Annotated in this window: 8 protein-coding genes; 6 read left to right on the top strand and 2 right to left on the bottom strand. The window is 47.2% G+C overall.

Annotation, left to right across the window (positions count from 1 at the left end; genetic code table 11):
• Window positions 1-102 precede the first annotated feature (102 nt).
• The 6 genes from ACHLI0_RS19120 to ACHLI0_RS19095 all read left to right on the top strand — a co-directional run bounded on the left by ACHLI0_RS19120 (window position 103) and on the right by ACHLI0_RS19095 (window position 10,707).
• The gene (locus tag ACHLI0_RS19120) at window positions 103-2,979 is read left to right on the top strand and encodes an exo-beta-1,4-galactosidase (RefSeq protein WP_490749847.1); all 2,877 of its coding nucleotides are present in this window, start codon (window positions 103-105) and stop codon (window positions 2,977-2,979) included.
• 17 nt (window positions 2,980-2,996) lie between these two features.
• A complete protein-coding gene (locus tag ACHLI0_RS19115; protein ID WP_055216702.1) occupies window positions 2,997-4,235 on the top strand; it encodes a rhamnogalacturonan acetylesterase in 1,239 nt (412 codons plus the stop codon).
• A gap of 24 nt (window positions 4,236-4,259) precedes the next feature.
• Window positions 4,260-5,780: a glycoside hydrolase family 28 protein gene (locus ACHLI0_RS19110; RefSeq protein ID WP_490749846.1), complete on the top strand. Its 1,521-nt coding sequence runs from the start codon at window positions 4,260-4,262 to the stop codon at window positions 5,778-5,780.
• On the top strand, window positions 5,731-6,321 hold the full coding sequence (locus tag ACHLI0_RS19105) for a DUF4450 domain-containing protein (protein WP_008764363.1): 591 nt from the start codon (window positions 5,731-5,733) through the stop codon (window positions 6,319-6,321). Before ACHLI0_RS19110 ends, ACHLI0_RS19105 begins: the two co-directional genes overlap by 50 nt.
• A 208-nt stretch (window positions 6,322-6,529) precedes the next feature.
• Entirely contained in the window at window positions 6,530-7,933 is a 1,404-nt protein-coding gene (locus ACHLI0_RS19100) for a rhamnogalacturonidase (RefSeq protein ID WP_490749845.1), read from the top strand.
• Entirely contained in the window at window positions 7,933-10,707 is a 2,775-nt protein-coding gene (locus ACHLI0_RS19095) for an alpha-L-rhamnosidase (RefSeq protein WP_490749844.1), read from the top strand. Before ACHLI0_RS19100 ends, ACHLI0_RS19095 begins: the two co-directional genes overlap by 1 nt.
• Before the next feature lie 261 nt (window positions 10,708-10,968).
• Here the strand turns inward: ACHLI0_RS19095 and ACHLI0_RS19090 are convergent, their stop codons facing one another.
• Together ACHLI0_RS19090 and ACHLI0_RS19085 are read right to left on the bottom strand one after the other, a co-directional pair.
• Window positions 10,969-11,652 (bottom strand): epoxyqueuosine reductase, encoded by a 684-nt coding sequence (locus tag ACHLI0_RS19090; protein WP_490749843.1) that lies wholly within the window; start codon window positions 11,650-11,652, stop codon window positions 10,969-10,971.
• Entirely contained in the window at window positions 11,649-12,776 is a 1,128-nt protein-coding gene (locus ACHLI0_RS19085; protein ID WP_490749842.1) for a GyrI-like domain-containing protein, read from the bottom strand. The genes ACHLI0_RS19090 and ACHLI0_RS19085 overlap by 4 nt, the downstream gene beginning before the upstream one ends.
• Window positions 12,777-13,269: the final 493 nt, after the last annotated feature.

Genomic DNA, 13,269 nt, shown 5'->3' with positions numbered 1-13,269 from the left:
TTCTATGTATCTGTACATCTTTCTATTTTATGGATTACTCAAAAGCTCTACTTTAGCAGCAGATTTTTAAACGTAGTGGAAAACATATCAATTCTACATATCATGAAACAACTTTTAGTAAGTATTGCCATTGTATTCGCCTCTGTACTGACCGCAACAGGGCAAAACCATTCTTTCAGCCTATCCGGAAAATGGGATTTCCAGATAGACCGGGAAGATGGGGGGATAAAAGAACAATGGTTCAATAAATCGCTCGACGAGTCTATCAACTTACCCGGTTCCATGCCCGAAAAGCTGAAAGGGGACAATGTAACCGCACGTACCCAATGGACAGGAAGTTTATATGACAGTTCTTACTATTTCAATCCTTACATGGAGAAATACCGGATAGAAGGGCAAGTCAAATTACCTTTCTTCCTGACTCCCGACAAGCACTATGTAGGTGTCGCCTGGTATCAAAAGAAAGTGACAATCCCATCCGACTGGAAAGGGGAAAGGATTCTCCTTTTTCTGGAACGCCCGCATATTGAAACGACCGTATGGGTAAACACGAAAGAAATCGGTATGCAAAACAGCCTTTGTGTTCCTCATGTATACGACCTGACCTCGGCCGTCACTCCCGGCAAGCCGTGCCGGATCACTATCCGGGTTGACAACCGGATTAAAGAGATCAATGTCGGTCCGGATTCACATAGCATCACCGACCAGACACAGGGCAACTGGAACGGAATCGTAGGTAAAATCGAACTGCAGACAACTCCCAAAGTCTATTTCGACGATATACAGGTATATCCTGATCTGAACAATGGGAAAGCGCTGGTACGCATGAATATAAAATCCTCTTCTACGGCCAAAGGAGAAATAACACTTTCTGCCGAAAGCTTTAATACGGATACCCGCCACAACGTCCCCCCTGTTCAGCAGAGCTTTCGTATTCAGGCAGGAGACAACCGGGTAGAAATGGAACTACCGATGGGAAAAGACTTCCTGACGTGGGATGAGTTCAATCCGGCACTCTACAAACTGACAGCCATGCTGAATAGCGGCAAGCAGTCCGAAAAGAAACAGGTACAGTTCGGTATGCGTGATTTCAAGATAGAAGGCAAATGGTTCTACGTCAACGGACGCAAGACAATGCTCCGCGGTACAGTGGAAAACTGCGATTTCCCGCTTACAGGTTATGCACCGATGGACTTAGCTTCCTGGGAACGGGTATTCCGCATCTGCCGCAACTATGGATTGAACCATATGCGTTTCCACTCTTTCTGTCCGCCGGAAGCAGCCTTCATCGCTGCCGATCTCGTTGGTTTTTATCTGCAACCCGAAGGTCCCAGCTGGCCTAATCACGGTCCGAGACTGGGCAACGGGCAGCCGATTGACAAATATCTGATGGACGAAACCATCGCTCTGACCAAGGAATACGGCAATTACGCCTCTTACTGTATGCTGGCTTGCGGCAACGAACCTTCGGGCCGCTGGGTACCTTGGGTCAGCAAATTCGTTGATTACTGGAAAGCGACCGACCCTCGCCACGTATACACAGGAGCTTCCGTAGGTGGTAGCTGGCAATGGCAGCCCCACAATCAATATCATGTGAAAGCCGGTGCACGGGGGCTTAGCTGGGCAGGCTCGCAACCGGAAAGTATGTCCGACTACCGCGCCAAGATCGATTCCGTGAAGCAACCGTACGTCTCTCATGAGACGGGACAATGGTGTGCATTCCCGAATTTCAGCGAGATACGCAAATACACCGGAGTAAACAAGGCCAAGAACTTTGAAATCTTCCGTGATATTCTGAATGATAATCACATGGGCAGCATGGGGCACGACTTTATGATGGCTTCGGGCAAGCTTCAGGCAATCTGCTACAAACACGAAATCGAGAAAACATTACGTACACCCGACTATGCAGGCTTCCAGTTGCTGGCACTGAACGACTATTCCGGTCAGGGAACTGCATTAGTAGGTCTTCTGGATGTCTTCTTTGAAGAAAAAGGCTATATCAACGCAGATGAGTTCAGACGTTTCTGCAGCCCGACCGTCCCGCTGGCACGTATTCCTAAATTCGTATATACCAACGACGAGACTTTCCATGCCGATATCGAAGTGTCCCATTTCGGAGCAGCCCCTCTGCAGGGAGCCAAAACGGTATACAGCATTAAGGATGAATATGGCAAAGTATACGCTCACGGCACTGTAGGCATTCAGAATATACCAGTCGGAAATCTTTGTCCGCTAGGAAGTGTAGACATGCAGCTAAGCGGAATCACTAGACCGCAGAAGCTGAATATGGAAATTCGTATCGAAGGCAGCGATACCGTCAATGACTGGGACTTCTGGGTATATCCCGCACAGGTAGAACTGACTCAGGGCAATGTTTACACCACCGATACACTGGACGCAAAGGCAATCTCCATCCTGCAAGAAGGAGGAAACGTATTGATCATGGCAGCCGGAAAAATCCAGTATGGCAAGGAAGTGAAACAATACTTCACTCCTGTCTTCTGGAATACTTCCTGGTTCAAGATGCGTCCGCCTCATACCACAGGCATCTTCCTCAACGAATATCATCCGCTTTTCCGTGAATTCCCGACCGAATATCACAGCAACCTGCAATGGTGGGAACTGCTGAACAAAGCACAGGTTATGCAGTTCACCGGATTCCCGGCCGAATTCCAACCGACTATCCAGAGCATAGACACCTGGTTTATCAACCGGAAAATCGGAATGTTGTTCGAAGCCAACGTACTGAACGGCAAATTGATGATGACCAGCATGGACATCACTTCGAAACCGGAAAAACGGGTCGTTGCCCGCCAGATGCATAAAGCCATCCTTGACTATATGAACTCCGATGCTTTCCGCCCGACAGCGAATATCGCTCCGGAACTGATTCAGGAACTATTCACCAAAGTGGCGGGAGACGTGAAATCCTATACCAAAGATTCACCCGACGAACTAAAACCGAAAATTAATTAAAATCATTAACGACTGATATGAAAACAACATTTCTCGGACTTCTGCTGCTGACAGCAACAGCTATCAGCGCTCAGGAACAAGCCCGCACATTCCAACTGGCAGACGCCCCCCGCTACAGCGAGGAAACAGGATACGGATATGACCTTGCACCCACTCCCGAAAAAGGGAGCAAAGCACCTTTCTTCTTTTCTGTCCGCGTGCCGGACGGCAACTACAAAGTAACCGTACGTCTCGGAAGCAAGAAGCAGGCAGGCGTAACTACTGTACGAGGCGAATCACGCCGTCTCTTCATCGATAATCTGCCCACCAGGAAAGGGCAGTTCACAGACGAGACATTTATCATCAACAAACGGAATCCACGCATTTCCGACAAAGAATCGGTACGCATCAAACCCCGTGAAAAGACGAAACTGAACTGGGACGACAAACTGACACTGGAATTTAACGGTGACGCTCCTGTATGTCAGAGCATCAGCATCGAGCCTGCCGACCCGTCTGTAATTACCGTATTCCTGTGCGGCAACAGTACGGTAGTCGATCAGGACAACGAGCCGTGGGCCAGCTGGGGACAAATGATTCCTCACTTCTTCGGCACCGATGTCTGTATCGCCAATTATGCCGAATCCGGCGAATCGGCAAATACCTTTATCGGAGCCAAACGACTGGCGAAGGCTTTAAGCCAGATCAAAAAGGGAGATTACCTCTTTATGGAGTTCGGCCACAACGACCAAAAGCAGAAAGGACCAGGCAAAGGGGCTTATTACTCCTTCATGACCAGTCTGAAAACATTCATTGACGAAGCACGTGCACGCGGAGCGCATCCGGTGCTTGTCACTCCTACCCAGCGTCGTAGTTTCGACGCCAACGGACATATCCGCGACACACACGAAGACTATCCGGAAGCGATGCGCTGGCTGGCAGCCAAAGAGAATGTTCCATTGATCGATCTCAATGAAATGACACGCACCCTGTACGAGGCGCTGGGACCGGACACTTCCAAACGTGCTTTCGTCCACTATCCGGCAGGAACGTATCCGGGACAGACCAGGGATTTTGCAGATAATACGCACTTTAATCCTTACGGTGCCTATCAGATCGCCCAATGCGTCATCGAAGGGATGAAGAAAGCCGTTCCCGAACTGGCGAAGCATCTGAAAATAGACCCGGCATACAATCCCGCACATCCGGACGATGTGAATACTTTCCACTGGAACGATTCACCGTTCACGGAAATAGAGAAACCGGATGGAAATTAAAAGAATCCTATACTAAAAGACTATATGAGAATTAAAAACCTCCTTCCCCTACTTCTGGCAGGCTCGTTGACGATAGCGTGCACTCCTGCCAAACAAGCCGGCAACAGCTTCGAATGGGGGCAGGTACCTCAGCAACCGGATTTATCGTGGGCAGACAGCGTAGGCAGCCGCCAACTTCCCGGAGACAAGATGATTATATCCGCCAATTCCTTTGGCGCAGTAGCAGACAGTACCGTACTCAGCACAGAGGCCATTCAGAAAGCAATCGACAGTTGCGCTGTCTCCGGCGGAGGAACGGTTGTCCTGCAACCGGGGTATTACCAGACAGGAGCCTTGTTTGTCAAAAGCGGTGTAAACCTGCAGATTGGCAAAGGGGTAACTCTGCTTGCCAGCCCCGACATCCACCATTATCCCGAATTCCGTTCGCGTATAGCAGGGATAGAGATGACATGGCCGGCAGCAGTGATCAACATTGTCGACGAGAAGAACGCCGCCATCAGCGGAGAAGGTACACTGGACTGCCGTGGAAAAGTCTTCTGGGATAAATACTGGGAAATGAGGAAAGAATACGAAGCCAGAGGGTTACGCTGGATAGTGGATTACGACTGCAAACGTGTACGGGGAATCCTTGTCGAACGCAGTTCGGACATCACACTGAGCAGTTTCACCCTGATGCGCACGGGATTCTGGGGATGTCAGATTCTCTATTCCGACTATTGTACCATAGACGGACTGACTATCAACAATAACATCGGCGGGCACGGTCCAAGCACGGACGGCATCGACATCGACTCCTCCTGCAACATACTGATCGAGAACTGTGACGTAGACTGCAACGACGACAATATTTGTATCAAATCGGGACGGGACGCGGACGGACTACGTGTGAACCGTCCGACAGAGAATGTGGTAGTGCGCAACTGCACAGCCCGCAAAGGAGCGGGACTGATTACCTGCGGCAGCGAAACTTCCGGCAGCATCCGCAATGTATTAGGCTATGATCTTAAAGCTGTCGGCACGTATACCGTGCTGCGACTGAAAAGTGCCATGAACCGTGGGGGAACCATTGAGAATATCTACATGACCCGTGTCAGCGCAGAAAATGTCCGTCAGGTATTGGCGGCTGACTTAAACTGGAATCCAAGTTACAGCTACAGCACTTTGCCCAAAGAATATGAAGACAAGGAGATTCCGGAGCACTGGAAAGTGATGCTGACTCCGGTAGAACCACCCGAAAAAGGGTATCCGCGATTCCGTGACATATACCTCTCGCAGGTAAAAGCGGAAAATGTAGATGAATTTATCTCCGCTTCGGGCTGGAATGATACATTGCGTCTGGAAAACTTCTATCTTTACGGCATCGAAGCGCAGACCAATAAACCGGGGAAAATCTGCTATACGAGAAACTTTAATCTATCGGAGATAACATTGGACGTCAAAGACAAAGATGCTATTGTATTAAAGGAAAATGAACAAAGTAATATCCACTTCGACTATGTTAAAACAACTACTGACCGTCGTACTGCTGGCAATTTGCCTCATTAACGTACAGGCGCAGCAACTGACTCCTCCCGCCGGAACTTTCCGTTTGGGAATATCGAAAGGAACCAACAGTCACTGGCTGGCTCCTCAGGAAAAAGTGAAAGGAATCGCTTTCCGGTGGGAAGCCCTGCCGGATACCCGCGGCTTTATTCTCGAAGTAGCGGTCACCTCCTTGCAGCAGGCCGATACCTTATTCTGGAGCTTCGGAGACTGTCAGCCGGACATGGATATAAACGTGTTCAGTGTAGAAGGGCAAGCCTTCACCTGTTATTATGGTGAAAGTATGAAACTCCGCACCTTGCAGGCGGTCACTCCCACTGACGATATCCGTTTGAGTAACGGCCGTCAGGACAAGACTCCCCTCTTGCTTTATGAATCGGGGAAACGAACAGACCGTCCGGTCCTCGCAGGGCGCTGCCCGCTCGCAGCAAACAGTAAACTTTATTTCTGTTTCTACGAGCAAAATACACGAGCAGATTATAATTATTTTATGTTGCCGGATCTTTTTGCAAAGATTGATGAATCTAAACATAGTAAAAAATGAATAAAACAGTAGTATCTCCATTCTCCTCCTTCGGGAAGGAGGAGTGGTCGAAGGCCGAGGTGGTAGGAAAAATAATGTTTATTCCTATTTCTCTGTAAATGAAAGGGTTATACATTCACCTACCACCTCCCCCTACGGGTACTCCTCCTTCCCGAAGGAGGAGATTTAAGATACTATTGATTATCATTTAGCTTAAATCCATACAAAGATGAAAAGAATATATCTACTACTCAGCCTACTGGCCGGTTGCCTGTATATGCAGGCAGCAATCTATAACGTCAGGGATTTCGGAGCAAAAGCAGACGGAAAGACGATTGATTCTCCCGCCATCAACCGTGCCATCGAAGCTGCCGCACAAGAAGGCGGAGGTACCGTATATCTGCCTGCCGGAGAATATGCCTGTTATTCCATCCGGCTGAAAAGCAACATCCATCTCTATCTGGAACAAGGCGCACGCATCATCGCCGCCTTTCCGGGAAAGGACGAAGGATACGACTCGGCGGAACCTAATGAGCATAATAAATACCAGGACTTCGGGCACAGCCACTGGAAGAACTCCCTGATCTGGGGAATCGGTCTGGAAAACATCACCATCAGCGGTCCGGGACTGATCTACGGCAAAGGACTGACCCGCGAAGAAAGCCGCCTGCCGGGTGTAGGCAACAAAGCGATCAGCCTCAAGGATTGCCGGAACGTCACGTTGAAAGACTTCTCCATGCTCCATTGCGGACACTTCGCCCTGCTTGCCACCGGTGTAGAGCACCTCACCCTGCTTAATCTGAAAGTAGATACCAACCGGGACGGATTCGACATTGACTGCTGCCGTAACGTACGCATCAGCCAATGCACGGTCAACTCCCCGTGGGATGACGCCATCGTTCTGAAAGCCTCCTATGCGCTGGGACGTTTCAAAGATACGGAGAACATTACCATCAGCGACTGCTACGTCAGCGGATTCGACAAGGGAAGCGTACTGGACGGCAGCTGGCAACTCGACGAACCGCAGGCACCCGATCATGGATACCGCACCGGACGTATCAAGTTCGGCACGGAAAGCAGCGGAGGCTTCCGCAACATCGTCCTCACCAACTGTATCTTCGAACATTGCCGGGGACTGGCGCTCGAAACCGTAGACGGCGGTCATCTGGAAGACATCGTTATCAGCAATATCACCATGAGGGATATTGTCAACGCTCCTATCTTCCTTCGCCTGGGTGCGCGCATGCGCAGTCCGGAAGGGACACCCATAGGCACCATGAAGCGTATTCTGATCAGCGACATCAATGTATGGAACGCTGACAGCCGGTATTCTTCCATTATCAGCGGCGTGCCCGGTGCATCTATCGAAGATGTTACTTTCCGCAACATTCACCTATATTATAAAGGTGGATACAGCGAAGAAGACGGCAAGCGCACTCCACCCGAACAGGAAAAAGTATATCCCGAACCCTGGATGTTCGGAACGATTCCCGCCAAAGGATTTTATATCCGTCACGCAAAGAACATAACTTTCGACGGTGTCCGCTTCCACTTTGCACAGCCGGACGGACGTCCGCTCTTTGTGACCGACGACGCAGAAAACATTGAATACTATCATACACCCCAAGAATAATGAACAAGAAACAACTGATACTCCTCTGTATGCTCGCAGCAGGTGGAAGCATACAAGCGCAACAGTGGCCGGATGCTCCGGCAGAAGCCCGTCCCGGCACCAGATGGTGGTGGCTGGGAAGCGCTGTCGATGAAAAGAACCTGACTTACAATCTGGAAGAATACGCGCGTGCCGGCATGGGCGCCGTAGAAATCACTCCCATCTATGGTGTACAGGGCAATGACGCCAACGATATTCAGTTCCTTTCTCCCCGCTGGATGGAAGTCCTCAAACACACACAGGCGGAAGGAAAACGCACCGGCATCGAGATCGATATGAACACCGGAACGGGATGGCCCTTCGGAGGACCGGAAGTCAGCATCGAAGACGCGGCAAGCAAAGCCATCTTCCAGATTTATGATATAGAAGGAGGCCAGGAAATCGTGCAAGATATCAATGTGACAGACAAGAAGCAACAACCTTATTCTGTCTTAAGCCGTGTAATGGCATACGATGAAAACGGGCGCTGCATCAACCTTACTTCCCACGTCAGGAAAGACAAACTGGTATGGAAAGCCCCTGCCGGAAAATGGAAAGTGATAGCGCTGTATAACAGCAAGACACGTCAGAAAGTGAAACGTGCCGCCCCCGGAGGGGAAGGATACGTAATGAACCATCTTTCCAAGACTGCCGTCAAGAACTATCTCTCCCGATTTGACCGTGCTTTCAAAAGCAGCAAGACGAGTTATCCGCATACATTCTTCAACGACTCTTACGAAGTCTATCAGGCAGACTGGACAGAAGACTTTCTGGATCAGTTCGCCCGCAGACGGGGATATAAGTTGGAAGAACATTTTCCGGAGTTTCTGGACGAAAGCCGTCCGGAAGTCAGCCGCCGCATCGTATCCGACTATCGGGAGACGATCTCCGACTTATTGCTGGAGAACTTCACCCGCCAATGGACGGACTGGGCACACAAGAATGGCAGCATCACCCGTAATCAGGCACACGGGTCGCCTGCCAACCTGATCGATGTCTACGCAGCCGTAGACATCCCTGAATGTGAAGGATTCGGTTTGTCCCAATTTCATATCAAAGGATTACGTCAGGATTCATTAACCAAAAAGAATGATTCGGACTTGTCGATGCTGAAATATGCCTCTTCTGCCGCCCATATCGCCGGGAAGCCTTATACTTCTACCGAAACATTTACCTGGCTGACGGAGCATTTCCGCACTTCTTTGTCACAGTGCAAACCGGATATGGACTTGATGTTCGTCTCCGGCATTAATCATATGTTCTTTCACGGCACTCCCTATTCGCCGAAAGAAGCCGAATGGCCGGGATGGTTGTTTTACGCCTCTATCAATATGAATCCGACGAACAGTATCTGGCACGATGCCCCTTCGTTCTTCGATTATATCACCCGTTGCCAAAGTTTCCTGCAAATGGGTAAACCGGATAATGATTTCCTTATTTATCTGCCTGTCTATGATATGTGGGATGAGCAACCGGGACGTTTGCTGCTATTCAGCATTCATCACATGGCCAAGCTCGCCCCGAAATTTATAGATGCCATCCACCGTATCAATAACAGCGGATATGACGGAGACTATATCTCGGACAACTTTATCCGCAGCACTCGTTTCAAAGACGGACAGCTCATCACTTCCGGCGGAACCGGTTACAAAGCACTGGTCGTACCCGCCGCCCATTTGATGCCGAATGATGTTCTGGCTCATCTGCTGAAACTGGCACAACAGGGAGCCACCATCGTATTCCTCGAAAACTATCCGACGGACGTACCGGGATACGGTCAACTGGAACAGAAGCGCAAGACTTATCAGCAGACGCTGCAAAAGTTACCTTCCGTTTCATTCTCCGAAACAACGGTTACTCCGGTAGGCAAAGGCAAGATTATTACAGGTACGGATTATGCGCGTACTTTAGCAAGTTGTAATATTCCTCAGGAAGAAATGAAAACCAAGTTCGGACTGCAAGCCATCCGCAGAGTGAACGATAGCGGGCACCATTACTTTATCTCTTCTCTCCAAGATAAAGGAGTGAATGATTGGGTGACACTGGGAACCAAAGCCGAAGCTGCCGCCCTCTTCAATCCCATGACAGGTGAATGCGGAGAAGCAAAGGTACGCCAGGCCGGAGAACAGACACAAGTCTACCTCCAACTGAAATCCGGCGAATCGGTGATTTTGCAGACTTATCAACAGCCGCTGCAAGCTGCCCGACCCTGGAAATATATTCAGGAACAACCGTTCAGCCTCAGCCTGGATCATGGCTGGAAACTACACTTCGCCGAAAGCGAACCGGAGATAAAGGGTACGTTCGACATCGACCGCCCTTGCTCATGGACAGGCATCGACCATCCGGTAGCCAAGATTAACATGGGCAGCGGTGTTTATTCATTGGATATCGAATTGCCCGCTCTGCAAGCCGATGACTGGGTACTCGACTTGGGAGACGTACGCGAAAGTGCCCGTGTCCGGATCAACGGACAGGAAGCGGGCTGCGCATGGGCAGTACCTTATCAGCTACGAGTAGGTCATCTGCTGAAATCAGGAAAAAACCACATCGAGATAGAAGTCACTAACCTCCCTGCCAACCGAATAGCCGAACTGGACAGGCAGGGAGTGCAGTGGCGCAAATTTAAAGAGATCAATATTGTCGATCTGAATTATCGTCCGGCCAACTATAGCCACTGGGCTCCCATGCCTTCGGGATTAAATAGCGAGGTCCGGCTGATTCCGGTAGATTATTTATCTTTCAAGACACACTAAAGTTATTATTTAAATCTACTTTCAGTTCAAGATAAGGCAATATAGTTCGGGCCTGACTAAAAAGTCAGTAGTATCTCCAATTCCCCTCCTTCCCGAAGGAGGGGTGCCCGTAGGGCGGGGTGGTAGGTAAAATAAGGTTGTATCTAATTTGCTATGAATAAAAGCATTGCGTGTTTACCTACCACCTCCCCCTACGGGTACTCCTCCTTCCCGAAGGAGGAGAATAGAGATAGAACCGACTTTTTAGTCAGGCTAGTTCTTCTATGGCTGTAAAAGACTGCTTTTAAAGTTTACGTATTTCTGCGTCCAAGGACAATGCACAAGACATTTCAAACAGGTACTGCATCCATATACATCAATTATATCATCTCTTGAGATTGCTGTATTCCAGGTGGTCCCTTTCAATACTTTTCTTTCGCATATATCCCTACAAATGTTACAATTACCACACTTCGGGGAAATAGGGGCATACGGTACAGTTTCTAACGGTGCATCAGTTAAAACAGTACCAAGACATTGCGCTGCACCATATTCAGGAGTAATAAACAGATTGTTTTTCCCAATCCATCCTAATCCACTAAGTTGCGCTACTGTTTTGTGAGGTAAAACCGACTCCTTCGTTTCAAAATTAAACACACCTTCTGCCAAAAGTCCCGCATCAGATTGTGAAAGAGCTTTATACCCTTTGCTGACAAGAAATTCAGCTAACTCGTCTGTTACTTCTCCCACTCTATTTTCAGTTTTTACATACTCATCTTCAAGAACAGGTTTATAATCAGGATTATTAAATACATCTTTTACAAACTTCGGATTTATTGCGATTCCTATTAATATAGCACATGGCAAACCTCTATTCTGCTTATTGGTCAACTTGGATATATCTACGAAATGAACAAAATCTATCCTTGACTTTTTCAATTCATTCTCTACTTCTTTATAGTTCATATTTCTTTCTTTTTGACAGGGATATAAATATCTGTGATTAGTTCCGAAACCGGAGTTTTTTCGGGTGTATTGATATAAGTCTCAAAAGTAAATGGTTCTCGCAAGCTATAATCATTTGCAGGTAGCCAGTCAAGATAAATATAACGATATACCCTATTCAGTTCATGGTATAGTCCTTTAAAACGAAATATAGCATATTCACCCGCAGGAACTTCATAAACACCGAACCCCTTCGGAATTTTAAATGATTGTGGTAATGTTACTCCAACCATAAAACGACTTTGTTCTTCAAGCGTGATAAAAGGATAATCAAGAGTCAGGCTTACATATTTACATCCTTTTGATAATAATCCATAGCTTTCAGAAAATTGTAGCACCTGTTTCCATAAAACAGAAAAACTATGGCTGACATGATGTGTTCTCTCTAATTTTAAATATGCAATCCGTGTATGAGGCACTCTTTCAATACTTGGTTCAATCTGTATTGGATTCTTACCTTCAGAACAGGCATTTGAATGTCTTTTACGAAATTCAGGTATAGAGCAATTAAAATAGTTTTTGAATGCCCTTGAAAGCGTATGTTTATTCTGATAATTGATTTGACTAAGAATTTCGGAGACACTTACATTGGTGGATATTAACTTAAAAGCAATGTACTCCAATCTTAATCGTTGGATGTAATTCCCAAGGCTATCACCGCAAACGGCTTTAAAAAGTCGGTGGAAATGATACTTGGAAATGCATACAATTTGGGATAACTTTTCAGAATCAAGGTCATCAAATAAATGACAGTTGATATATTCTTGAACTCTGATCACCAATTCATATTGTATGTGAGCGGTATTAATTTTTTGCTTCCATCTTTTAATTTCAGGTAACCGTCTGGACATAATTTCTCTCAACTCCGACGAAGTATGGCGTATGCCGACCTCTTTATAGTATTCTTCGGGAAAAAGTCCCCAAAGGTAGATAAGATAATCCATTGAGAAGTCATACAGTTTAACTCCATTTTTCAGACAGTAATCACAATATTCCTCATTTTGGTCTGCCTTCAGATTGGTATAATCAATATCCAAAGGTATCCCGCAAGTCTGGCAATATTTTGTTTCAAAATTGATGTTCATAAGTTTTTTATCATTGAGTGCAAAGTTAACCAATATGTTATGCAAAAAGTTACCATAAATAGCCTTCTTTCGTTTTTATTTGCTTTTTATTGATTCTGTACATCTCCCCATGTAATTTGAATGCGTTTTTGCTCTCATGCTCTAACAATTTGCCTGTATCCCTTTATTCATCGTTGTTTCAGGTATGGTAGCAAGTGTGGTAGCAGGTATGAGAGCAAACGTTTGCTCTCATACCTGTCTTGTGTCTATGTTGTCAATTCCATCCTGATTCTTCTCGTGCAAACTGCAATTTCCAATTCAAAATCACGGTTGTTTCAGATAGTTTCAAGCGCTTGGAACTCTAGTTTCAAGCATTGAAACCATTAGTTCCAAGCCTTGAAACAAAAGTTTCAGACGCTTGAAACTATCTGAAACTACTGTCGATTGGGATTACTTGACCGCACGATCTGATTGACTTAACCGTATCAACTGTTCCGATTCACCTGTTCTTTCA

The sequence above is a fragment of the Bacteroides sp. RCH18 genome, from assembly GCF_058231005.1.
The sequence above is the reverse complement of the archived record's forward strand: the minus strand, read 5'-3'. Positions and strand labels throughout refer to the sequence as shown.

Excerpts from the sequence above, each read along its gene's own strand:
- ACHLI0_RS19120 (WP_490749847.1), top strand. The coding sequence starts at position 103 with ATGAAACAACTTTTAGTAAGTATTGCCATTGTATTCGCCTCTGTACTG.
- ACHLI0_RS19100 (WP_490749845.1), top strand. The coding sequence starts at position 6,530 with ATGAAAAGAATATATCTACTACTCAGCCTACTGGCCGGTTGCCTGTAT.
- ACHLI0_RS19110 (WP_490749846.1), top strand. The coding sequence starts at position 4,260 with ATGAGAATTAAAAACCTCCTTCCCCTACTTCTGGCAGGCTCGTTGACG.
- ACHLI0_RS19085 (WP_490749842.1), bottom strand. The coding sequence starts at position 12,776 with ATGAACATCAATTTTGAAACAAAATATTGCCAGACTTGCGGGATACCT.
- ACHLI0_RS19105 (WP_008764363.1), top strand. The coding sequence starts at position 5,731 with ATGTTAAAACAACTACTGACCGTCGTACTGCTGGCAATTTGCCTCATT.
- ACHLI0_RS19095 (WP_490749844.1), top strand. The coding sequence starts at position 7,933 with ATGAACAAGAAACAACTGATACTCCTCTGTATGCTCGCAGCAGGTGGA.
- ACHLI0_RS19115 (WP_055216702.1), top strand. The coding sequence starts at position 2,997 with ATGAAAACAACATTTCTCGGACTTCTGCTGCTGACAGCAACAGCTATC.
- ACHLI0_RS19090 (WP_490749843.1), bottom strand. The coding sequence starts at position 11,652 with ATGAACTATAAAGAAGTAGAGAATGAATTGAAAAAGTCAAGGATAGAT.